This is a genomic window from Nonomuraea sp. NPDC052116 (assembly GCF_040680035.1).
Lineage (GTDB): Bacteria > Actinomycetota > Actinomycetes > Streptosporangiales > Streptosporangiaceae > Nonomuraea > Nonomuraea angiospora_A.
The window spans coordinates 322,159-344,072 of record NZ_JBFAWA010000001.1 but is presented as its reverse complement, the minus strand read 5'-3'; the positions used below and the strand labels follow the sequence as shown (position 1 = coordinate 344,072).

At 69.5% G+C, this 21,914-nt stretch carries 23 protein-coding genes; 13 read left to right on the top strand and 10 right to left on the bottom strand.

All coding sequences use genetic code 11. The annotated features are described in order from the left end of the window. The first annotated feature begins 11 nt into the window (after nucleotides 1-11). Nucleotides 12-1,301: an ABC transporter substrate-binding protein gene (locus AB0L65_RS01515; protein ID WP_364239360.1), complete on the top strand. Its 1,290-nt coding sequence runs from the start codon at nucleotides 12-14 to the stop codon at nucleotides 1,299-1,301. 60 nt (nucleotides 1,302-1,361) lie between these two features. On the opposite strand, the gene AB0L65_RS01510 is transcribed toward AB0L65_RS01515, so the two are convergent. Then, entirely contained in the window at nucleotides 1,362-1,775 is a 414-nt protein-coding gene (locus AB0L65_RS01510) for a hypothetical protein (RefSeq protein ID WP_364239359.1), read from the bottom strand. Nucleotides 1,776-2,014: 239 nt separating this feature from the next. Then, nucleotides 2,015-2,932: a class A beta-lactamase gene (gene bla / locus AB0L65_RS01505; RefSeq protein WP_364239357.1), complete on the bottom strand. Its 918-nt coding sequence runs from the start codon at nucleotides 2,930-2,932 to the stop codon at nucleotides 2,015-2,017. A gap of 245 nt (nucleotides 2,933-3,177) precedes the next feature. Between bla and AB0L65_RS01500 the strand changes: the two genes are divergently transcribed. The 4 genes from AB0L65_RS01500 to AB0L65_RS01485 all read left to right on the top strand — a co-directional run bounded on the left by AB0L65_RS01500 (nucleotide 3,178) and on the right by AB0L65_RS01485 (nucleotide 5,199). Continuing rightward, nucleotides 3,178-3,567, top strand: coding sequence for a hypothetical protein (locus AB0L65_RS01500; RefSeq protein WP_364239355.1), 390 nt, complete (start codon nucleotides 3,178-3,180; stop codon nucleotides 3,565-3,567). 45 nt (nucleotides 3,568-3,612) lie between these two features. Further along, entirely contained in the window at nucleotides 3,613-3,939 is a 327-nt protein-coding gene (locus AB0L65_RS01495) for a DUF202 domain-containing protein (protein WP_185077672.1), read from the top strand. Between the two features lie 17 nt (nucleotides 3,940-3,956). Next, on the top strand, nucleotides 3,957-4,292 hold the full coding sequence (locus tag AB0L65_RS01490) for a DUF202 domain-containing protein (protein ID WP_364239353.1): 336 nt from the start codon (nucleotides 3,957-3,959) through the stop codon (nucleotides 4,290-4,292). Between the two features lie 586 nt (nucleotides 4,293-4,878). Beyond that, on the top strand, nucleotides 4,879-5,199 hold the full coding sequence (locus AB0L65_RS01485; protein WP_364239352.1) for a hypothetical protein: 321 nt from the start codon (nucleotides 4,879-4,881) through the stop codon (nucleotides 5,197-5,199). 4 nt (nucleotides 5,200-5,203) lie between these two features. On the opposite strand, the gene AB0L65_RS01480 is transcribed toward AB0L65_RS01485, so the two are convergent. Continuing rightward, nucleotides 5,204-7,036, bottom strand: coding sequence for an ABC transporter ATP-binding protein (locus AB0L65_RS01480; RefSeq protein WP_364239350.1), 1,833 nt, complete (start codon nucleotides 7,034-7,036; stop codon nucleotides 5,204-5,206). Then, nucleotides 7,033-8,817, bottom strand: coding sequence for an ABC transporter ATP-binding protein (locus AB0L65_RS01475; RefSeq protein WP_364239348.1), 1,785 nt, complete (start codon nucleotides 8,815-8,817; stop codon nucleotides 7,033-7,035). Before AB0L65_RS01475 ends, AB0L65_RS01480 begins: the two co-directional genes overlap by 4 nt. Nucleotides 8,818-8,995: 178 nt before the next feature. On the opposite strand from AB0L65_RS01475, the gene AB0L65_RS01470 reads away from it, so the two are divergent. Both AB0L65_RS01470 and AB0L65_RS01465 read left to right on the top strand, forming a co-directional pair. Next, nucleotides 8,996-9,469, top strand: coding sequence for a nucleoside deaminase (locus AB0L65_RS01470; protein WP_364239346.1), 474 nt, complete (start codon nucleotides 8,996-8,998; stop codon nucleotides 9,467-9,469). 52 nt (nucleotides 9,470-9,521) lie between these two features. Then, nucleotides 9,522-10,859, top strand: a complete 1,338-nt coding sequence (locus tag AB0L65_RS01465; protein WP_364239344.1) for a HAMP domain-containing sensor histidine kinase — start codon at nucleotides 9,522-9,524, stop codon at nucleotides 10,857-10,859. Here AB0L65_RS01465 and AB0L65_RS01460 read toward each other — a convergent pair. Then, nucleotides 10,856-11,968: a ferritin-like domain-containing protein gene (locus AB0L65_RS01460; RefSeq protein WP_363965588.1), complete on the bottom strand. Its 1,113-nt coding sequence runs from the start codon at nucleotides 11,966-11,968 to the stop codon at nucleotides 10,856-10,858. The two genes, AB0L65_RS01465 and AB0L65_RS01460, sit on opposite strands and share 4 nt — an antisense overlap. 89 nt (nucleotides 11,969-12,057) lie before the next feature. Here AB0L65_RS01460 and AB0L65_RS01455 point away from each other — a divergent pair, with 89 nt between their 5' ends. Beyond that, nucleotides 12,058-12,705 (top strand): TetR/AcrR family transcriptional regulator C-terminal domain-containing protein, encoded by a 648-nt coding sequence (locus tag AB0L65_RS01455; protein WP_350722440.1) that lies wholly within the window; start codon nucleotides 12,058-12,060, stop codon nucleotides 12,703-12,705. A gap of 27 nt (nucleotides 12,706-12,732) precedes the next feature. On the opposite strand, the gene AB0L65_RS01450 is transcribed toward AB0L65_RS01455, so the two are convergent. Together AB0L65_RS01450 and AB0L65_RS01445 are read right to left on the bottom strand one after the other, a co-directional pair. Continuing rightward, the gene (locus AB0L65_RS01450; RefSeq protein ID WP_364239343.1) at nucleotides 12,733-13,182 is read right to left on the bottom strand and encodes a lytic transglycosylase domain-containing protein; all 450 of its coding nucleotides are present in this window, start codon (nucleotides 13,180-13,182) and stop codon (nucleotides 12,733-12,735) included. A 416-nt stretch (nucleotides 13,183-13,598) separates the two neighbouring features. After that, nucleotides 13,599-14,114 (bottom strand): GNAT family N-acetyltransferase, encoded by a 516-nt coding sequence (locus tag AB0L65_RS01445; protein ID WP_364239341.1) that lies wholly within the window; start codon nucleotides 14,112-14,114, stop codon nucleotides 13,599-13,601. A gap of 213 nt (nucleotides 14,115-14,327) precedes the next feature. Between AB0L65_RS01445 and AB0L65_RS01440 the strand changes: the two genes are divergently transcribed. The 3 genes from AB0L65_RS01440 (at nucleotide 14,328) to AB0L65_RS01430 (ending at nucleotide 16,845) form a co-directional block, all read left to right on the top strand. Beyond that, complete coding sequence (locus tag AB0L65_RS01440; RefSeq protein WP_364239339.1) at nucleotides 14,328-14,813, top strand: glutathione peroxidase; 486 nt, start codon at nucleotides 14,328-14,330, stop codon at nucleotides 14,811-14,813. Nucleotides 14,814-14,860: 47 nt separating this feature from the next. Further along, nucleotides 14,861-15,643, top strand: a complete 783-nt coding sequence (locus tag AB0L65_RS01435; protein ID WP_364239338.1) for an SDR family oxidoreductase — start codon at nucleotides 14,861-14,863, stop codon at nucleotides 15,641-15,643. Nucleotides 15,644-15,711: 68 nt separating this feature from the next. Continuing rightward, nucleotides 15,712-16,845 (top strand): hypothetical protein, encoded by a 1,134-nt coding sequence (locus tag AB0L65_RS01430; protein WP_364239336.1) that lies wholly within the window; start codon nucleotides 15,712-15,714, stop codon nucleotides 16,843-16,845. Here AB0L65_RS01430 and AB0L65_RS01425 read toward each other — a convergent pair. Then, nucleotides 16,842-17,900: a LacI family DNA-binding transcriptional regulator gene (locus AB0L65_RS01425; protein ID WP_364239334.1), complete on the bottom strand. Its 1,059-nt coding sequence runs from the start codon at nucleotides 17,898-17,900 to the stop codon at nucleotides 16,842-16,844. The genes AB0L65_RS01430 and AB0L65_RS01425 overlap by 4 nt on opposite strands. Nucleotides 17,901-18,078: 178 nt before the next feature. On the opposite strand from AB0L65_RS01425, the gene ugpC reads away from it, so the two are divergent. After that, a complete protein-coding gene (ugpC, locus tag AB0L65_RS01420; RefSeq protein ID WP_364239332.1) occupies nucleotides 18,079-19,293 on the top strand; it encodes a sn-glycerol-3-phosphate ABC transporter ATP-binding protein UgpC in 1,215 nt (404 codons plus the stop codon). 160 nt (nucleotides 19,294-19,453) lie between these two features. Here the strand turns inward: ugpC and AB0L65_RS01415 are convergent, their stop codons facing one another. Then, nucleotides 19,454-20,203 carry an SDR family oxidoreductase gene (locus AB0L65_RS01415; protein WP_364239331.1) on the bottom strand — a complete coding sequence of 250 codons (750 nt, stop codon included), beginning with the start codon at nucleotides 20,201-20,203 and terminating at the stop codon, nucleotides 19,454-19,456. A gap of 34 nt (nucleotides 20,204-20,237) precedes the next feature. On the opposite strand from AB0L65_RS01415, the gene AB0L65_RS01410 reads away from it, so the two are divergent. Beyond that, a complete protein-coding gene (locus AB0L65_RS01410; RefSeq protein WP_364239329.1) occupies nucleotides 20,238-21,419 on the top strand; it encodes a PQQ-dependent sugar dehydrogenase in 1,182 nt (393 codons plus the stop codon). On the opposite strand, the gene AB0L65_RS01405 is transcribed toward AB0L65_RS01410, so the two are convergent. Further along, nucleotides 21,379-21,714: a carboxymuconolactone decarboxylase family protein gene (locus tag AB0L65_RS01405; protein WP_350722421.1), complete on the bottom strand. Its 336-nt coding sequence runs from the start codon at nucleotides 21,712-21,714 to the stop codon at nucleotides 21,379-21,381. The genes AB0L65_RS01410 and AB0L65_RS01405 overlap by 41 nt on opposite strands. Nucleotides 21,715-21,914: the final 200 nt, after the last annotated feature.

Sequence of the window (21,914 nt, the reverse complement as noted above, 5' to 3'; positions counted from 1 at the left end):
GGTGATTTTTCATGAAGAGTCGCTATGCAGCGGGATTTATCGCGATAGTGGCCCTTCTGTCCGCGTGCGGCGTCTTCCGGGGGGACGACGAGGGCAGCAAGGGCGGCGCCCAGGCTCCAGGTGTCACCACCGCACCCTGTCCCACCGCGGTGGACGCCAAGAAGGGCTGCATCTACCTCGGCACGATCTCCGACCTGACCTCCGGCCCCTTCGCCGCGCTGGCCGTGCCGATCACCGACGCCCAGAAGGCGTTCTGGGCCCGCGTCAACAAGGCCGGCGGCGTCGGCGGCAAGTACGAGGTCGACGTCACCAAGTACGTACGGGACAACAAGTACAACCCGGAGGTGCACCGCCAGGTCTACAACGAGATCAAGGACCACGTGCTCGCGCTGGCCCAGACGCTCGGCTCGCCCACGACCGCCGCGATCCTCGGCGACCTCAAGGCCAACAGCGTCGTCGCCGCCCCCGCCTCGTGGACCTCGGCCTGGGAGTTCGAGGACGTCATGATCGAGAGCGGCTCCAACTACTGCGTCGAGGCCATGAACTCCGTGGACTACGCGATGGACACGTACAAGCCGAAGTCGGTCATGGCCGTCCACCTGGCCGGCGACTACGGCGCGGACGCCGCCGCCGGCGCCAAGATCGCCGCCGAGCGCAACGGCCTGAAGTTCACCAACGTCGAGACCCCTTCGGGCGCCACCGAGCAGGGCCGGGCCATCACCGAGATCACCAAGAACAAGCCCGACCTGGTCATCCTCACCACCGGCCCGGCCGACGCCGCCACGATCATCGGCCAGGCGGCCGCGGCCGGCTACAAGGGCCGCTTCATCGGCACCGGCCCCACCTGGAACCCGGCCCTGCTGAAGTCCCCCGCCGCCCCCGCCCTCAAGGCCCTGTACGAGCAGTCGGCCCCGGGCAAGCCGTGGGGCGCCGACACGCCGGGGCACAAGGCGATGCGCGACGCGCTGCCCGGCGTGACGCCCAACGACGGGTACACCTCGGGATGGGCCTGGGCGTACCCGATGAAGGCGGCCCTGGACGCGATGGTGGCCGGCGGGGACGTGAGCCGCAAGGGGCTGCTGGCGGCCGTCAAGACGCTGAGGACGGTGGACTACGAGGGCATGCTCCCGCCGGAGGCGGGCAACTACGCGGATGCGTCGAGCGCCGCGGTGTTCAGGCAGACGCTGATCAACAAGGTCGACGAGCAGGCGCCGACGGGCGTGACGATCGTCAAGGACTTCTTCACGGGGCCGACGGCGCAGGGGTACACCTTCGACGGCCCTTGCTACAACAAGCTCTAGCGAACGCGAAGGGCGGACCCGTGTGCTTCACGAGTCCGCCCTTTCACCGAGGGGCAGGCGCTAGTTGGCGCTGACCTTGCGCTGGATGTCGATGAGGATGCTCATCATGTCGTTCTGGTTGCCCTGCAGGTTGTTGATCTTGACGTCCATGGACTCGAACCTGGCGTCGATCTCCTCGAACTTCGTGTCGATCTTGGTGTCGAGCGCGGTAACCCTCTCATCGAGGACGGTGACCTTGGTGTCGAGGACGGTGACCTTGGTGTCGAGGGCGGTGACCTTGGTGTCGAGCGCCGAAACCCGCTCGTCGAGGACGATGACCTTGGCGTCCAGTAGGGTCACCTTCGCGTCGAGGGTCTTGACGTGGTTGGCCACCCCGTTGATCCGCTCGGTGAGCTGCTGGCCGAGCTCCGCCTGGTCGGCCCGGAGCCGGATGAACTCGCTGTCCAATTCGGTGCAGAGTTCCTTGAAGGTCATGTTGATCTCCCTTACCTTTGGGGTAAGGGACCGGGGATGTTAGGGATCTCCGGTCCCGCTTTCTTTGCCAAGAGGATACCCCTTCAATCGGCGATCAGAAGCGGAATCGAATGAAGATTCCCCTGGTCGGAGGGCAACTGGCACCTTAAGTCCGGAATTATCCCCCTGAATTTGAAAGAATTATTTTCAGGTTAAGCGCGAGTGCGAATGGGGTATCGAAATCGCCGCCCCGCCGGTCGTCAGAGCTTGCCGAGGCCGCGGGCCAGGATGGTGGCCGTGCGGGCGATGGCCGTGTCGTCGCCGGTCTCGCCCGCCGCGCGGTTCGTGTAAATGGTCATGATGATGGGAGACGCGCCCTTCTTGGGCCAGATGACCGCGATGTCGTTCGCCCCGCCGAAAGCCGAGTTGGTGCCGGTCTTGTCGCCGATCGTCCAGGTCTTCGGCAGGCCGGCGCGGATGCGGGCGTCACCCGTCTTGGTCGCGATCATCCAGGCGTTGAGCTGCTCCCGGTCCTTGGCGGTGAGCGCGTTCCCGGTCGTGACCGCGCGCAGGTCGCGGGCGATGGACGCGGGCGTCGTGATGTCGCGCTTCTCCTTGGGCGTCCAGTCGTTCAGCTCGGTCTCCCAGCGGTCCAGGCGGGAGATCGGGTCCTTCAGCGTGCGGAAGTACTGCGTCAGGCCGGCCGGTCCGCCGATCTGCTTGAGCACCATGTTGCCCGCGGTGTTGTCGCTCAGGGTGATGGTCGCCTCGCACAGCTGGTTGACGGTCAGGCCGTCCTCCACGTGCTTCTCGGTGGTGGGGGAGTTCGGCTTGAGGTCGTCGGCCGTCCAGCGCACGACCCTCTCCATCAGCCCGGGGTCGGAGGTGCGCGCCTTGTGCAGCACGGCCGCGCAGGCCATCGCCTTGAACGTGGACAGCAGCGGGAACCGCTCGTTCGACCGGTAGCCGATCGTCCTGCCGGTGGCGGTGTCGATGGCGTACGCGCCGATGCGCCCCTTGAACGACGCCTCCAGCGCGCGCAGCTCCTTGCGGGCCTGGGCCTCGCCCGAGAGCGCCTGCACGGAGCTCGTGGCCGAGGCCGCGCCCGCCGGGAGGGCCCCGCCCGTCAGGAAGGAGATGGTCAACGTGGCTGCTGCCGTGAAGCGGCGGTTTCGCATGCTTTGTCCTTACGGTCGTCCGTCAATGGGCAAGGAGCAAAGCAGATGCGATCACCACGTGTCTAATAGCGATATCGCGAAGAAGTCGATATCGGTTCACGCATGAGCGCTGGTCAGAACCATGATTCCGGCGACGATCAGCCCGGCCGCATGCACGCACAACGCGGGCACGACCTCCGGCCTCATGCCGCCCAGCGCCGGAGATGTCAAGAGAGCCTTTGGAATGCGTTGGGTAGGGTCGAGGTATGCGACTCCTCAAGAGCCGATTCGTGCCCCTGGCCGCCTTCGCCGTCTGTGTCTTCGCCGCCGGATGTGGTGAGGTCAACAGCACCATCGACAAGGCCCAAGCGTGCCTCGAAGCCCCGAAGATCGTCGCCGACCTGGGTGCCCAGCTCAAGACGCTCGCCGACGATCCCAAGGCCATGGACAAGGCCCTCGACGACGCCGCCACCAAGCTCAACGACGTGGCCGACAAGGCCGCCAACACCACGATCAAGGAAGCCTCCGACGACCTGGCCAAGACGCTGAGCGGCATCAGCGTCACCAACGTCAACGACGCCGTGGACGCCACCCAGAAGGTCCTCACCGAGAGCGCGGCCTATGCCGAGAAGGTGGCCAAGGCCTGTACTGGCTGAATCCCAACTTCTCTAGGGGAAATGGGGACGAATTACCGTTTTCCCATGGAACCCGACCCGCGTTTCACCTTGGCCAATGAACGAACCTTCCTCACCTGGCTGAGCACGGCGCTGGCGCTCAGTGCGGGTGGGGTGGCGATGGCGGCGGTGCCCGAGCACGTGTTCGTGCCGTGGATCCGTACCGCGCTGGCCGTGGTGCTGGTGACGCTCTCCGCGCTCGCGGCGGGCATGGCGTATCCGCGCTGGCGCAACATCCAGCGCGCCCTGCGGCAGCAGGCGCCGCTGCCGCCCCCCGCGCTCGCGGCGGTCTTCGGGTACGGCGTGGCGGCCGTGGCCGTGATCGCCCTGGTGCTGATCATCCTGGCCGCCTGAGCCGGAGGTCGGATCAGGTGACCCCGGAGAAGGAGATCTGGGACGAGGGGCTGCAGAGCGAGCGCACCCGGCTGGCCTGGGTGCGCACGGCCGTGGCGCTGGCCACCGGCGGGCTCGGCGCGGCCGGGCTGTCCCTCAGGCACGGCCTGCCCGTGGCCTCGATGGTGGTGTTCGCGCTGGCCGCGCTCTGCGGCGCCGTGCTGCTGATCAGGACCCGGGCGCGGTTCCGCCGCGTGCAGGAGGCCCTGCACGGCGGCAAGCCGCTGAACCCGGGGCTCGACGTGCTGTTCGCCTGGCTCGGCACCATGTGCGTGGTGGCCGGCGCCATCGTCTTTGTTCTGGCGATTCGGTAAGCGCGGTTGCCAGATCCGGAGAAGGAGGCACACACTCGGAGGTGAGGGGGTGACCTCGTTGGAAGAAGAACACAGGATCGTGCCTTTCGAGTGCCGCGGTTGCTGGCACGTATGGGAAGAGGAGTACCTCGTCAGGCACATCGACGACCGTCACGGAAACGAGCGGGAGATCTGGTTGCACGCGGGGCTCCCCGTGCTGCCGCCGTCACCGGGGGGCGTCATGTGCCCGAGGTGCGGCTGTCAGCAGGCCACGACCTTCCCGGACGGTTACCTGTCCCGACATCCGGAGCTGATCCCGCCCGCGGAGCCCCCCGTGCCGGACGCGACTCCGCTGCTCAGCCCGGTTCGGAAGTCCATCTACGAACGACTAACCTGACACTTGGTGAGCATTCCATAGCGGAAAGTGTCATAAGGCCCGTCTTGCGGGCGCGCGAAGTCAAGCGGACACTCGGGATCGACGGCGATCGGAAGCCGGGGGGTGGTCCCAGTGACCGAAGGATTCGACACCCGCGAGACGTGGCCTTTCGAATGCCTTCGTTGCTTACATGTCTGGGAAGAGAACTTCGTCGTCAGACATCTCACAGACGTGCACGGCAACGAGGTGGACCTCTGGCTCAGCTCGGGAGTGACCGTGCCGCCGCCCTGGTCGGGCACCTGCTGCCCGACCTGCGGCGCGTACCACGTGACCTCGTTCCCCAGGGGGTATCTGGCGCGGCATCCCGAACTCGTGCCCGCCCCCGATCCGGAGCCCGAGCCGGTGTTCGCCGCGGCGACGCCGGAGCCGGGCAGGGTGTCCGCGCCGCGGACCCACCTGCCCGGCAGGCTGCTGATCGCTCTCGGGGTGCCCCTGGCGCTGTTCGTCGGGTACGAGCTGTACGCGAACGCCGTGGCCATGGCGCACCACTAGGGAGCTAGCTGAGGCTCTCCAGCCACGCCTGGTGCAGCCCGGCGTACCGGCCCGAGGCCGCGATGAGCCGGTCAGGCGGACCGTCCTCGACGATCTCGCCCCGGTCCATCACCAGCACCCGGTCGGCGATCTCCACCGTCGAGAGGCGGTGCGCGATGATCAGCGCCGTCCGGTCGGCCAGGATCGTGCGCAGCGCGCGCTGCACCAGCCGCTCGCTCGGCACGTCGAGGCTGGAGGTGGCCTCGTCGAGGATCAGCACGGCGGGATCGGCGAGGAACGCCCTGGCGAACGCCACGAGCTGGCGCTGCCCGGCCGACATCCGGCCGCCGCGCTTGCCCACCTCGGTGTCGTAGCCGTCGGGCAGGCTCGAGACGAACTCGTGCGCCCCGATGGCCTTGGCCGCCTCGCGCACCTCCCGGTCGGTGGCGTCGGGCCGGCCGAACCTGATGTTGTCGGCGACCGTACCGCTGAACAGGAAGTTCTCCTGCGTCACCATGACCACGGCCGCGCGCAACGCCGGCTCGTCCAGCGTGCGCAGATCGACGCCGTCGAGCAGCACGCGGCCGTCGGTGGGGTCGTAGAAGCGGGAGATCAGCTTGGCCAGCGTCGTCTTGCCCGCGCCCGTCGCCCCGACCAGCGCCACGGTCTGCCCGGCCGGGACCGTCAGGTCGAGCCGGGGCAGGATCGGCATCTCCTCGACGTAGGCGAACCTGACGCCCTCGAAGCGCACCTTGCCGCGTGCCCGGCCGTCCGGCAGCCTGGCCGGCTCGCGCGGCTCGGGCACGGAGGGCTCCTCCTCCAGCACGCCCGACAGCTTCTCCAGCGCCGCGCCGGCCGACTGCAGGGTGTTGTAGAACTGGCTGACCTCCTGCATCGGCTCGTAGAACTGGCGCAGGTAGAGCAGGAACGCGGCCAGCACGCCGACCTTGACCTCGTCCTGCAGCGCCAGCCAGCCGCCGTACAGCAGCACGCCGCCGATCGTCAGGTTGCCGATCAGCTTGATCCCGGTCATGAACGTCGCGCCGAGCTGCATGCTGCGCGCGTTCGCGCCCCGGTAGTCGTCGTTGAGCTGCTCGAAGATCTCCTGGTTGCGCGGCTCCCTGCGGAAGGCCTGCACCGCGCGGATGCCGGTCATCGACTCCACGAAGTGCACGATCACCAGCGCCACCGTCTCCCGCGTACGGCGGTAGACGATCGCCGACTGCGTCCGGAACCACCGGGTGAACAGCAGCAGGAACGGCAGCGGGACGAGCGCCAGCAGGCCCAGGTGCACGTCCAGCACCAGCAGCAGCACGGCCGTGCCCGCCATGGTCAGCACGGCCTTGACCAGCGCGTCGAACCCCGACTGGAGCAGCTCCGCGATGGCCTCGATGTCCGAGGTCAGCCGCGAGATGACCCGCCCGGAGGTGTACTGCTCGTGGAAGCTCAGCGACAGGCGCTGGAAGTGGTCGAACACCCTCCTGCGCAGTTCGAGCAGGGTGCCCTGGCCGATCTGGCCGGACAGCGTCAGGAACGCCCGGCGCGTGAGCGCCTGCGTGATCGCCGCGGCCAGGATCACCCCGACCACGGTCAGCAGGACGGCGGGGCCGGACCCGCTCGTGATCGGCGGGATGCCCTCGTCGATCCCGATGGAGACCAGGAAGGGGATCGAGAGCCCGGCCGCGTTGGAGACGACGACGATCGCGACGAGCAGCCCGATCTTCTTCCGGTACGGCCTGAGCAGCGCGCCGAGCAGCCGCCGGGAGCGCTCCCGGAGCAGGACGGACACCTTCTCCGGAAGCTCGTCCTGGTCCTCGGAGGACACGCCCCGCCAGGACGCCGTGGTGGTCGTGGTCATCGCAGCGCTCCTTCCGCGGCGTCGTCGAAGTCGGCGTCCTGGGCCAGCAGCTCGCGGTATTCGGGCACCTGGGCCAGCAGCTCGTGGTGCTGCCCGACGTGCGTGATCGTGCCGCCCCGCAGCAGCGCCACCTTGTCGGCCAGCAGCACGGTCGAGGCGCGGTGGGCTACCACGATGCCGGTCGCGTCACGCAGCACGTGCCGCAGCGCCTCCTCCACGAGCGCCTCGGTCTCCACGTCGAGCGCGGAGAGGGTGTCGTCGAGCACGAGGATGCGCGGATGGCTCAGCACGGCCCGCGCCAGGGCCAGGCGCTGCCGCTGGCCGCCGGACAGGGACAGGCCCTGCTCGCCGATGCGGGTGTCGAGGCCCCACGGCAGGTCGTACACGAACATGGCCTGCGCGGTCTGGATGGCCTCGGCCAGCTCCTCGTCGGTGGCGTCGAGCCGGCCGAGCGTGAGGTTCTCCCGCACGCTCATCGAGAACAGCGTCGGCTCCTCGAACGCCGTGGCCACCACCGAGCGGAGGCTGGTCAGCTCCAGGTCGCGCACGTCGTACCCGTCGATCGTGACGCGGCCCTCGGTGGGGTCGATCAGCCGCGGCACCAGGGCGGTCAGCGTGGTCTTGCCGGAGCCGGTCGCGCCCACGATGGCCACCGTCTCACCGGGGCGCACGTCCAGCCAGACGTCGCGCAGCACCGGCTCCTCGGAGTCGTGGAAGCGGAACCCGACGCCCTCGAAGCGCAGGTGGCCGCGGGGCCCGTCGATGGTCCGCGTGCCGCCCTCGATGGCGGGCACGGTGTCCATGACCTCCATGAGGCGGTCGGCGGAGGTCATGGCCTCCTGGGCCATGGCCAGGATGTAGCCCAGGCTCGCGATCGGCCAGACGAGCTGGAGCATCAGCGTGGTGAACGCGACCAGCGCGCCCAGCGTCAGCGAGCCCGTGCCGACGGCCAGCGCGCCCAGCAGCAGCACCAGGGCCAGCGTGATGTTGGGGATGATCTCGAGGAAGGCGAAGAACCTGGCCAGCAGCCTGGCCTTGTCCATGGAGGTGCCGTAGACCTTGAGCGCGCCCTCGTCGTAGCGGTCGAAGACGTAGTGGCGGCGGCCGAAGGCCTTGATCGTGCGGATGCCGAGGGCGGACTCCTCGACGAGCGTGGCCAGGTCGCCCTGCTCGTCCTGCACCTGGCGGGAGGTCTTGATGTAGCGCTTCTCGAACCGCAGCGACAGCCACACGATCGGCACGGCCGAGGCCAGCACCAGCAGCCCGAGCGGCCAGTACTTGTTCAGCAGCAGCACGGTCACCGTGATCAGCTGCAGGATGTTCATGACCAGGAAGAGCATGCCGAAGCCGAGGAAGCGCCGGATGGTCGACAGGTCGGTCGTGGCCCGGGATAACAGCTGGCCGGACTGCCAGTCGCCGTGGAAGCCCATGGGCAGCCGCTGCAGGTGCTCGTAGAGGTCGTCGCGGATCGCGGTCTCCAGGCCGAGCACCGGCTTCACCTGGGCCCACCGCCGCAGCAGGATCAGCAGGGCCTCGACGACGCCGACGCCGATCGCGAGCAGCCCCAGGGGGAGCAGCGCGCCGGAGTCCCCGTGGGCCACGGGACCGTCGATGACCTTCTCGCTGATGAGCGGGAGCGCGATGCCGGCCGCGATGCCGACGATCGCCGCCAGCCAGATGAACACCAATCTGACGACGTAGGGGCGGAGGTAGGACTTCATCCGCCACAGGGAGTTGGAGGAGAGCAGGGGACGTTGAGGTATGTGCGTATCGGGAGGCATCCCTTCTAGGCTATTACGAGGGTTCAACCGATTTTCAGTAGCCCGAAGAGTGCGGTTCTTGTACGTGACGTGCGGAAACAGTGAAAGATCTTGCACATTCGGCTGACCGTTACTTTTGTTGTGATCTGTTGGGGTATGTTCTTGGCCCTGCTCGGCGGCCGTCTAGGATGGGGGACTCATGATCGCCGAATCGGAGATGCCGCACCTGCGCCGCTGCGTCGAGCTGGCCGCGCGGGCGCTGGAGGTGGGCGACGAGCCGTTCGGGTCGGTGCTGGTCTCCGGCGACGGGGCCGTGCTGGCCGAGGACCACAACCGGGTGGCCGCCGGCGACAACACGCAGCATCCGGAGTTCGCGCTGGCCCGCTGGTCGGCGGCGCACCTGACGCCCGGGGAGCGGGCGGCCGCCACCGTCTACACCTCCGGCGAGCACTGCCCGATGTGCGCCGCCGCCCACGCGTGGGTCGGGCTGGGCCGCATCGTGTACGTGGCCTCGTCGGAGCAGCTCGCCGCGTGGCTGTCGGAGCTCGGCGTCCCGCAGCCGCCCGTACGCACGCTCCCGGTCAACGAGGTCGCGCCCGGGGTGGTGGTCGAGGGCCCGGTGCCCGAGCTGGCCGAGGAGGTCCACGAGCTGCATCGCCGTTTCCACGGCTGAGCAAATATGCCGTTTTACCTGGGATTTGTACTCTCCGTGACAGAGTACGACCATGGTGTTCGGCCGCTCGATCAGGGCCCGGATGACCATCGCGACGGTGGTGGTCTTCGGGGCCGTCGTCCTTCTGGGGATCCTGGCGATCTTGCTGACCTACCCCGTGCGGGCGCGGGCGGACCTCGTCCAGCAGGCTGACGACGCCAGCCGGCACCTGTCCACGAGGATCACCGAGCACCGGTTCAGCGGCCCCATCCCGCCGCTGAAGGGCGTCTACCTCCTTCAGGTCGTGAACTCCGACGGCCACGTGCTGGCCGCGAGCACCGGGCTCGCCGGCCAGCCGGCGATCACCCGGGCCTGGCCCGGGCCGGGCGACCTGCGGGTTCAGACCCGGGTGTGTTCCGGTAGGTGCATGGTCGTCGTGGGGACGAGCAACTCCGCCAGCGCGTACGGGTCCGTCATCGCCTACGCGGCCCTGCGGGAGCCGTTCCTGCTGAGCTCGCCGTTCCTGCCCCTGATACTGACCGCCTTCGGCGCGGTGCTGGTGGCGCTGACGGGATGGGGCGCCTGGTACGGGGTCGGCCGGGTGCTGGCCCCCGTGGAGCGGATCAGGGCGGGGCTGGAACGCATCAGCGCGCAGGACCTGAGCCGGCGCGTCGACGTGCCCGACACGCAGGACGAGGTCGCCGAGTTGGCCGCCACGGTCAACGAGACCCTGGAGCGACTGGAGGGCGCCGTGGCGCGGCACCGGCGCTTCGTCTCCGACGCCTCCCACGAGCTGCGGACGCCGATCACCGGGCTCCTGGTGCGGCTGGAGGCGGGGCTCGCGGACCCGCACGAAGGCGATTGGCGGGCGGCGATCAAGGACGCCGAGCGGCTGTCGGACATCGTCCACGACCTGCTCCTGATGGCCCGGCTGGACGCGGGGGTGCAGCCCGAGCAGGAGCGGATCGAGCTGGGGAAGCTGGTTGAGGAGGAGGTCGCGCGACACCCCCGCCGGCTGCCGCTGACGATGGACGTGGAGCCGGGGCTCTTCGTCCGCGGCAACCGGCTCCGGCTCGCCCGGCTGCTGACGAACCTGATGTCCAACGCCGACCGCTACGGGGAATCCCGGGTGTGGATCTCCGTGCGGGGGTGGGCGGACCAGGCCGTGGTGGAGGTGCTGGACGACGGCCCGGGGATCCCGGCGGAGATGCGGGACCAGGTGTTCGAGCGGTTCACCCGCCTCGATCACACCCGGTCGCGGGACACCGGGGGCACCGGGCTGGGGCTGCCGATCGCCCGCGACATCGCCAAGGCCCACGGCGGGACGCTGGAGATCGGGGACGGCCCCGGGGCCCGGATGATCCTGCGCCTGCCGCAGAGCCTGCCCGCCCCCGACGCGACGCGACTCTAGGACTTGCCGAGCTCGACGGTCTCGGCCACCTCGGCGTGCCGCTCGGCCTCCTCCTGGGTGAACCGCTCCGCGTCGAGCCTGTCGGCGATGTCCTCGTCCTGGCGCATCAGGGCGTCCAGGGACTGGCCCGCCATCTCCAGCACGCCCATCTCCGCGTACGCCTGCCGCAGCCGCGGGCTCCACAGCCCGATGTCCTTGACGCACGGCACGATCCGGCTGAACAGCAGCGACCTGAACAGCCGCAGGTATTCGGAGTGGTCGGTGGCCTCCATAGCCTCGTCGACCTCGGCTTTCGACAGGCCCAGGTTCTCCCAGGTCTCCCGGCCGCGCAGCCGGTCGCGCATGAGGTAGCAGCCCTCGATGACGAAGTCCTCGCGCTCGCGCAGCTCGCTCTCCGACAGGTTCCGGTAGTGGTCGCGCAGCGCCATCCGGCCGAAGGCCACGTGCCTGGCCTCGTCCTGCATCACGTACGCGAGGATCTGCTTGGGCAGCGGCTTGGTCGTGATGTCGCGCATCACCCCGAACGCCGCCAGCGCCAATCCCTCGATGAGCACCTGCATGCCGAGGTAGGGCATGTCCCAGCGGGAATCGCTCAGCGTGCTGTCGAGCAGGGCCTTGAGGTGCTCGTTGATCGGGTACGCCAGGCCCACCTTCTCCTGGAGGAAGCGCGCGTACGTCTCGGCGTGGCGCGCCTCGTCCATCGTCTGGGTGGCGGCGTAGAACTTCGAGTCGAGATCGGGGACCGACTCCACGATCTTGGCCGAGCAGATCATCGCGCCCTGCTCGCCGTGCAGGAACTGGGAGAACTGCCACGCCGCGCCGTGCCGCCGCACCTCGTTACGGGTCTGCTCGCTCATCCGCTCCCAGAGCGGGGTGCCGTGGATCGCGATGGTCTGGTCGGGGACACCCAGGACGTCGTACGGATCGACCTCGAGGTCCCAGTCGATGCGCTTGGTCGAGTCCCACTGCTTGTCCTTGCCCTTCTGGTACAGGGCCAGCATGCGATCCCGGCCGTCGTCGTACTCCCAGGTGAATCGGCTCGCCCCGGCCATCTCGACGTTCCACGTGGAGAGCTCGGCGGGGATGGTGTAGAGGTCGTGGGTCGACATGGAACCTCCCAAGGGGGTTACGTACACCGTACGTATGTCCGCCTTCCGAGAGTTCCACGTACACCGTACGTACGTCAATAGAATGAGGTATGCCTACGGAGCCCCTCTCGCGAGGCCGCATCGTCGCCACGGCCATCGACCTCATCGAGCGCGAGGGCGCCGACGCGGTCTCCATGCGGCGCATCGCGGCCGAGCTCGGCGTCGGTGTGATGTCCCTCTACAACCACGTGCCCAACAAGGACGCCCTGCTCAACGGGGTGGCCGAGGCGGTGCTGAGCGAGATCGAGTTCACCGACGACCCCGGCGCGCACTGGACCGAGCGGGTGCGCATGCAGGCTCGGGCGTTCCGCCAGATCGCCCATGACCACCCGCGCTCGACCATGGTGGTCGTCAGCCGCCAGCTCCACTCCACGGCCGGGCTGCTGCCGGTCGAGCGGGCGCTGGCCACGCTGCGCGGCGCCGGGTTCGACGGGGCGGACGCGGTCAGGATGCTGCGGATGTTCATCGCGTACATCGTGGGCTCGCTGCTGCGGGAGGTGGGGGTGACGCCCACGTTCGCGCCCGTCCACAACCGGCTCGTCAAGGCCGAGGGCGTCGATCCCGCGCTGTTCCCCGAGGTCCACTCACTGGCGCCGCTGCTGGACCAGTGCGATCACGAGGCGGAGTTCGAGTTCGGGCTGGAGCTGCTCATCCAGGCGATCGAGGTGCACGTGGCGCGCAGGGAGGGCACCCGGTGAGCCCCGGGTGCCCTCTCCCGCCTTCGGCTAGTACCAGTTGTGCGATCTCCAATGTCCCCAGGCGCCGCACGGCCTGCCGTACCTCCCCTTGATGTAGGACAGCCCCCACCGGATCTGCGTCTCCGGGTTGGACTTCCAGTCGCGGCCGGCGCCGCGCATCTTGCCCGCGGGCAGTGCCTGCGGGATGCCGTACGCGCCGGACGAGCGGTTGAGTGCGTGATGGTTCCAGTTGCTCTCCCTGGTCCAGAGACTGTCCAGGCAGCGGAACTCCTGTAGGTTCCACGACCGCTGGACCACCTGGCCCAGCGCGATCCTCTTGTTCTTGTTGGGCGTCGCCACCGCCACCTTGGGCTGCGCCTTCGTCGTCCAGGTCCCGATCCGCACCACGGGCGGGCGGTCGGCCCAGGCCGCGGGTGCCCCGATCGCGGTGAACGCGGTGAGCGCGGTGACACTGATGAGCGCGCGTTTGCTGTCCAAATCGATCCTTGCTGTCGGGTCGCGTGCGGACAGGCGCACTTGCATCGGGCGCCCTTGCCGGTCCGCGTCCGTGGCTCGGACGCGGAGGGTCCGCGCGGCCCTCCGGGAATCTGGCACCGCCCGATCCCGCTGGGCGGCCCGAAGGGCGCCGCGACGTGTCCTCTAGCACGATTCCTATTACGTTCGGTCACCGCGGGTCGTCCATCTCGACACGCGGTGGAGAGGTGTTTGCGCGAGCGTGGCGGATAAAAGTCCCTCTCGCAGGCCCGGCCTTGCCCGCCCCGCCGTCCGGCTGAACGGGCCTTGCCGCAAACCGCGACCAACTATGGGGTTTGGCCGGGTGCGACCCGCGGGTAAGCACGGCCTCCCACCGACGGGGATCGGCGGTGGGGTGCCGCCGATCTCCCGCCGGGCCGTTACTGCTGGGCCGGTGACGTGGTCACGTACCGGGCCGTGTTCGCCTCGGCGTCCGTGTGTGACCGCTGGAAGCCCGCCTTCTCCAGGACCCTGATCGAGGCCGGGTTCGACAGTTCGACGCCGGCGCACACCGTGTGCACGCCCGGCGCCGTGAGGGCGAACTCCGTCAGCGCGCGCGCCGCCTCGGGAGCGTAGCCGCGGCCCCGGCGGGAGGCCACGATGCCGTACCCGATCTCCAGGGTGCCGTCGGCGGGCGGCCAGAACAGGCCGATGGAGCCGACCACGAGACCGCCGTCGCGCTCGATGATCTGGCGGTGGCCGTACTCGTCCAGCCACGCGGGGTGCTCGGCGAACAGGCCGGCGATGACGTGGTCACCCTCGGCGGGGAAGTCGTCGGCCCAGTGCGCGGACCGGGTGCCGTGCAGGACGGCGTCGGCTTCGCCGGAGGTCCAGGAACGCAGGACGAGGCGGTCGGTGGTCAGGTCGGTGCCGGCCACCGAGAAGAAAGAAGACACTTGTGACTCCAGGTCGTTGATACGACCGGTCGGCGCTCTAGGCTCGCGCGGACCGGAGAAGGGCACGCTGATGACGACTGCCGGCAGCCATATTCATCAACCTCCTTCGCTCCGGAGCGATCAGGCGCCTCTCGCGCCGCCGCGAGCCTAGCAGTCCCGCGACGGGGGAGGGCGCGAGACCGAATCACGTTCCGGAGGCGTAGGGTGCGGTTCATGAGCCTCACTGACATCCAGCTCCACACCCTCGACGACGTCCCCACCACCTTCGGAGAGCTGGCGGCCGGCAAGGCCGTCCTCGTCGTCAACGTGGCCTCGCGATGCGGCCTCACCCCGCAGTACGGCGCCCTGGTCAACCTTCAGGAGCAGTACGGCCCGCGCGGCTTCACGGTGGTCGGCATGCCCTGCAACCAGTTCGCCGGCCAGGAGCCGGGCACGGCCGAGGAGATCCAGGCGTTCTGCTCGACGACGTACGGCGTGGACTTCCCGCTCCTGGAGAAGGCCGACGTCAACGGCCCCGACCGCCACCCGCTCTACGAGGAGCTGACGCGGACCGCCGACGAGCAGGGCGAGGCGGGCGACGTGCAGTGGAACTTCGAGAAGTTCCTGGTGGACCGGGAGGGCGCCGTCGTGGCCCGCTTCCGCCCTCGCACCACCCCGGACGACCCCGCGGTCACGTCCGCCATCGAGAAGCTCCTCTGAGCGGAAAATCCTTCGACGCCTCGCGAGCGGTCGGCGAGGATGATCGGATGATGTCCGAGACGAGGGTCGCCGTGGTGACCGGCGTGAGCAGGCGGATCGGGATCGGCTACGCCATCGCGCGCGAGCTGCTGGCGACGGGCGCGAAGGTGCTGGCGCAGTCGTGGACCCCGCACGACGCCGAGCAGCCGTGGGGCAGCGACCCCGCGGGCATGGACGGCGTGCTGGAGTCGCTGGGCGGCGTCGGCGACCGGCTGCACCACGTCGAGGCCGATTTCGCGGACCCGGCGGCGCCGGCGTGGGTGATGGAGCAGGCGGTCGCCAGGTTCGGGCACGTGGACGTGCTCGTGGCCAACCATGCCCGCAGCAACCGGCAGTCGCTGGCGGAGCTGACGGCCGCCGAGCTGGACCTGTCGTGGGCGGTGAACGCCCGGGCCAGCGCGCTGCTGACGCAGGCGTTCGCGGCCCAGCACGACGACCGGCGGTCCGGCGGCAGGGTGATCATGTTCACCTCGGGCCAGCATCTGGCGCCGATGCCGGACGAGCTGCCGTACGCGATCAGCAAGGGCGCGATCCACCAGATGACGGCCAGCCTGGCCGACGCGCTCGCGGACCGGGGCATCACCGTCAACACCGTCAATCCGGGCCCGGTCGACACGGGCTGGGCCGGCCCCGAGCTCGCGCGGCGGGTCGGCCGCTCGCTCCCGGCCGGGCGCTGGGGGCGGCCGGAGGAGGTGGCCCGGGTGGTGCGCTGGCTGGCCTCGGACGAGGCCGCCTGGATCACCGGGCAGGTGATCAACTCCGAGGGAGGGTTCCGCCGCTGGGTTCCGTAATCGTGTGATTTCACTCCGTGACGGGTAGGGGTCCAGGCATTGGCCTGACGTCCCGCAGGGAGCACGCGATGACGATCAATCCGTACGCCGGCTCGCCCTTCAGCTATGCCACCGAGCCGGCCGTGGGACCGTACTCGATCGTGGAGCTGATGCCCGGCGTCCGGAACCTGCTGGACTACACCGGGCTCCAGGCGGGCGAGCGCGTGCTGCTGCTCATGGAGCACACCGTCGACCCCGTCGTCGTCCAGGCCATCGCGGCGGCCGCGGCCTACCGGGACGCCGACGTGCGCATCCTGTCCGTGCCGCCGTTCAGCCCCGGCGGGTGGGACAGGGAGGCGTCGCTGCACATCGAGACGGCCGCCTTCCGCGAGGCCGACCTGGTGATCAGCGGCACCTGGTGGGGCGAGGTGCACACGGCGCCGCTCTTCTTCGACCAGATCAAGTCACGCTCCTCCCGCTTCCTGTCCCTGCACATGACGGCCACCGCGGGAGCGCTGCTCACCGGCGGGCGGCTGCCCGCCGAGGTCTTCTACGCGCTGCTGCGCCGGACGCTTCGGCAGATGGCGGGCGCCCGCTCGATCCGGGTGACGTCCGCGCGGGGGACGGACGTGACGTTCTCGGGCCTGGCGTTCGACCCGGACCCCGGCGCGATGCGGCCCGGGGACTGGCGGCCCTTCCCGTACGGGGGCGCCAACTTCTGGCCGGCCGACACCGAGGGCGTCCTCATGATCGAGGACAGCACGGTCACCGGCGTGCCGGAGGAGTCCCTGCGCATCACCCTGGAGGGCAACCTCGTACGCAAGATCGAGGGCGGGGTCGCGGCCGAGCAGCTGCGGCGTTACGCGCCCGGCGGCTTCTACATGCGCCACGGCCTGATCGGGCTCAACCCGAAGGTGCGGGTGGCCGGGGGGAACCAGTTCGAGCGGGAGAAGCACGCCGGGGCCTTCTACTGCGGCATCGACGGCCTGACCGACGGGCAGCCGGTCACGACGGGCCCGGGCTTCGCGCACTGCGACTGCCAGGTCGACCGGCCCACCGTGCTGGTGGACGGGGAGCTCTTCATCGAGAACGGGCGCCTGCTGATGCTGGACGAGCCGGAGATCAGGGAGGTCGCGGCGCGGTTCGGCCCGCCGGACGTGATCCTCGACGACAACCCGATCATGATCCTGCCCCGCCGCTACACAGGTGGTGCAGCCCGCTAGCGGTGGGGGCCGCAGCTGCCCCGGATGATGAGCTCCGTCGGCAGGACCACGCTGCGCGGCTTCCTGGTGCCGGCCCGGAGCACGAGCTCCGCCGCCCGGTAGCCCATGTCGCGGCCCGGCTGGGCGATCACCGTCAGGGGCGGGGAGCACAGCTCGGCCCAGGGGACGTCGTCGTACATCACCAGCGACACGTCCCTGGGCACCCGCAGGTCCAGCTCCCTGGCCGCCAGCACCGCCGCCTCGCCCAGCACGTTGCCCCCGGCGACCACGGCCGACAGGTCGGGGCGGCTCTGGAAGAGACCTGAGGCGGCGGCGTAGGCGGAGTCGCGGCTGCCGGTGCCGAACACGACGAGTTCCTCGTCCACCGGCGCCCCCACGGCCTCCCTGAAGGCGTTGACCCGGCTCTCCTGGCCGGGGCCGCCGAGGAAGGCGATGCGCTTGTGGCCCAGGCCGCGCAGGTAGCGCACGGCCGTGCGGATGCCGGCCCGGTCGTCGGCCACCACGGCGGGGATGTCCAGCGGGCGGGCCGGTGCGGCGGCGGAGAGGCCGTCCAGGGCCATGAGGTCGGCCACGGCCGCCGCCCGCACGTCCTCGGGGGAGGACAGGAGCGGGAGGCGGTCGGCGAAGACCACCGTCATGCCCGCGCGGAGCACCGGGGACCAGGCGTCCGCGTCGCCCGACGGAACGGCGATCAGGCGGTCCACGCTCTGCTCCAGGAGCATGCCGATCAGGTCGGCCTCCTGCTCGGGGTCGCCGCCCGTGGAGCCGATCACGACGGGCTCGCCGGCCGAGCGGGCGCAGGCGAGCACGCCCTCGGAAAGCTGGCCGTAGAAGGTGTCGGTCAGGTCGGGGACGAGCAGGCCCATGCCGCCTGTGCGGCGTTGGCGCAGGTTGCGGCCCAGGGCGCTCGGGCGGTAGTCGAGCTGGGCGGCGACGGCCAGGACGCGCTCCCTGGTCGCCGCGCTGGCCGAGCCGCCCGACAGTACTCTGGACACGGTAGCGACGCCCACACCGGCCGCCTCGGCCACATCCTTGATCGTCGCCCGCTTCTCCATGGAAACGATTCCATCATGGTTTCCGGAAAACGGGAAGACGCGCGTTCCCACAAGGGCTGGTCACACGGCAACCCTTGACACCGATGTCCGTTTCGGGTGAGATGCTTGAAAACGTATCCACGTGAGTGGGTCACGGTAACAACGTCCGGGCCACCGCCCTGGAGCGCGAAGGAATGTCATGGCATCCATCGTTCTGACGAACGTCGACAAGGTCTACGCCGGTGGCGTGAAGGCCGTGAACGGGCTCAACCTTGAGATCAAGGACGGCGAGTTCATGGTACTCGTGGGCCCATCCGGTTGCGGTAAGTCGACCGCGCTCCGGATGATCGCGGGCCTCGAGGACATCAGCGGCGGCGAGATCGCCATCGGCGAGAAGGTGGTCAACCACCTGCCGCCCAAGGACCGCGACATCGCGATGGTCTTCCAGAACTACGCGCTCTACCCCCACATGACGGTCGAGGAGAACCTCGCCTTCGGCCTCAAGCTCCGCAAGATGCCCAAGGCGGAGATCCAGAAGCGGGTCAACGAGGCCGCCAAGATGCTCGGCCTCGAGACGTACCTCAAGCGCAAGCCGGCCGCCCTCTCCGGTGGTCAGCGCCAGCGTGTCGCCATGGGCCGCGCCATCGTGCGTGAGCCGCAGGCCTTCCTCATGGACGAGCCGCTGTCCAACCTGGACGCCAAGCTCCGCGTCTCCATGCGCGCCTCGCTCAACCAGATGCACGAGCGCCTCGGCGTCACCACCGTGTACGTCACCCACGACCAGGTCGAGGCCATGACCCTCGGCGACCGCGTCTGCGTCCTGCGCGACGGCCTGCTCCAGCAGGTCGACACCCCGCAGAACCTGTTCGACAAGCCGGTCAACCTGTTCGTCGCCGGCTTCATGGGCTCGCCCTCGATGAACTTCGCCACCGCCGAGCTCGTCCGCGACGGCGGCGACGCCGCCGTCACCTTCGCCGACATCAAGCTGCCGATCCCCGACTCGACCTTCACCGACAAGCCGGGCCTCGACCAGTACGTCGGCAAGAAGATCATCCTCGGCATCCGCCCCTCCGACTTCGAGGACGCGGCCTCGGCCGGCAACCACGCCAACGGCTGGGCCACGCTGCCGGTCAAGGCGGAGGTCACCGAGGAGCTGGGCTCCGAGATCAACGTGCTGTTCCTGATCGACGCCCCGCCGGTCGAGCACAAGGACACCGTCGCCGCCGCCGACGCGGGTGACGACGAAGAGGCCGCGCTGCCGCTGTCGGGCGACAAGTCCCTGTGGACCGCCCGCGTCAACGCCCGCAGCCACGCCCGTCCCGGCCAGAACATCGACCTGGTCCTCGACACGCACAACCTGCACTTCTTCGACCCCGAGAGCGGCCTGTCGATCGGCCACGAGGCCAACCGCTAGCCGACTCCTGCATTCCCGGCCGTGAGCCCCGCTCACGACCGCTCGGGCCCCCACCGCGACCCCCTCCCGCGGCGGGGGCCCGTTCCATTGGAGCCCGCACCGGCCCCGGGGACCGGTACGGGCTCAGCGGCAGAGGCCCGTCTGGGAGCCCGGTACGGGGTCAGCGGCCGATGCTCGACGAGACGCGGGCCTGCAGGCCGCGCGGCACGAGTCTGCCGATCGCGACGATGGCCTTGTAACGCAGGTCCGGCACGCTCACCCGCTTGCCCAGCGCCAGGTCGCGCATGGTCTCCCGCACCACGTCGTCGGCCTTCAGCCACAGGAACCCGGGGATCCCCGAGGTGTCCATCGAGGCCCGCTGGTGGAACTCGGTCCGCACGAAACCGGGGCAGAGCGCCATGATCTTGATGCGCGGGTTGCGCACGTCGCTCGCGGCGGACTCGCTGAAGTTCACCACCCACGCCTTGGACGCGCTGTACGTGCCCCGCGGGAAGAACGCCGCCACCGAGGCCACGTTGACGATCGCGCCCCGGTCGCGCTCCCGCATGCCGGGCAGCGCGGCCAGCGTCAGCCTCAGCACGGCCTCGCAGTGCACCTTGAGCATGCGCACCTCGTCCTCGACCGGCACCTCCAGGAAGCGGCCCGGGTGGCCGAACCCGGCGTTGTTGACCAGCAGGTCGACGCCGCCGGCGACCCTGGACTCCACCCTGGCCAGCCCTTCCTCGGTGGCGAGGTCGGCGGGCAGCACCTCGACGCCGACGCCGTACCTGAGCTTGAGCTGGTCGGCGCTCTCGGAGAGCCGTCGCTCGTCGCGGGACACCAGGACGAGCGAGAAGCCGTCGGCGGCCAGGCGCCGGGCGAAGGCGGCGCCGAGGCCGGAGGTCGCGCCGGTGATCAATGCGGTAGGCATACCTGAACCCTAATGCCGTGCGAGGATGGGCCTCGTGCGACTCGTGGCGGCCTCGACGGCCCTCGTCCTCGTGACCCTCACCGCGTGCGCGCAGGGGCCCGCGCCGGCCCCGCTCGACCCCGTGGAGAGCACCGCCCCGACGCCGGAGCCCACCGAGGCGGCGTCCACGGAGACAGCGCCCACGGAGACAGATACGGAGTCCCCAGAGCCCGGGAAGTTACGCTTCAGGCAGATCGCCAAGCTGGAGCAGCCGGTGGCGTTCGCCGTGCGCAAAGGCGACGACCGCCTCTACGTCGCCGAGCAGACCGGCAGACTGCGCACCTCCGGCGGAGACGTCGTGATCGACCTGTCCCGCGAGGTGAGCGGCGCCAACGAGCAGGGCCTGCTCGGCGTCGCGTTCCACCCCTCCGGCCGCTGGGTCTACCTCGACTGGACCGACGCGCGGGGCGACACCCATGTCACCGAATGGGCCTTCGACGGCTCCAGGGCCACGGCCAGGCGCGACGTGCTCACCCAGGACCAGCCCTATCCCAACCACAACGGCGGCCAGCTCGCCTTCGGCCCCGACGGCTACCTGTACATCGCGCTCGGCGACGGCGGCAGCGCCGGCGACCCCCAGGGCAACGGCCAGGACCTGACGACCCTGCTCGGCAAGATCCTGCGCATCGACCCGCGCGGCGGCCGGCCGTACAAGATCCCGGAGGACAACCCGTTCGCCGACAAGAAAGGCGCAAAGCCCGAAATATGGGCTTACGGGCTTCGCAATCCCTGGCGTTTCGGCTTCGACCGCGGCACGGGAGACCTGTGGATCGGCGACGTCGGGCAGAACGCCTTCGAGGAGGTCGACCACCAGCCGGCCGAATCGCGGGGCGGCGAGAACTACGGCTGGAACGCCCGCGAGGGCAAGAGCCGCTTCCGGGGCGCGAAGGGCCGCGACATGGTCGACCCGGTGCTCACGTATCCCCTGGGCGAGGGTGGAAACTGCTCCGTCATCGCCGGATACGTCTACCGCGGCGAGAAGATCCCCTGGCTGCGGGGCCGGTTCCTGTACGGCGACTTCTGCGCCGGCTGGATCAAAGCCGCGCCGGCCGACGCCCCGCAGGACGGGGTCGAGGTCGGGAAGGTCGAGCAGCTCTCGTCGTTCGGGGAAGGGCATGACGGCGAGCTGTACGCGCTCAGCCTGCGTGGTCCGATCTACCGGATCGAGCCTGCCTGACCCGCTCGATCAGCCCCTCGACCTGGTCGTTCAGCTTGCTGCCCCGGGCCCAGCCCGCGTAAAGGGTGAGGAAGACGACCACCTCGCGCAACTCGGTCTCGGTGAGCTCGCACGAGCGCAGCGCGGTGTCGAGATGGACGTCCGTCTGCTCGTGGAGCCCCTGGCCGACGAGCAGCCCGAGAAGGAGCAGGCGGCGCTCCCGCACCGACAGGACCGTCCTCGACCAGACTTCGGCGAACTGCCGTTCCGCCGTCATGCCGAAGGAGTCGACGGTCTCCATTGCGGGTTCTGACATTGTGCGCTCCCGGGGCGGTCGGAAGGGATCCTCATATCTTTCGCTACTTCCCCAGATGAACCAATGGGGGTTGCATGAACGTTGTAGCCACCTGAACCGCCCTCCGAGATGGCCCGCCACGGAGCGCTACGGACCGTGCACAATGCCTTAATTGATCTGTAACAAGTAAAGCCAAGGCACGGCCAAGATTTGGTCAAGAT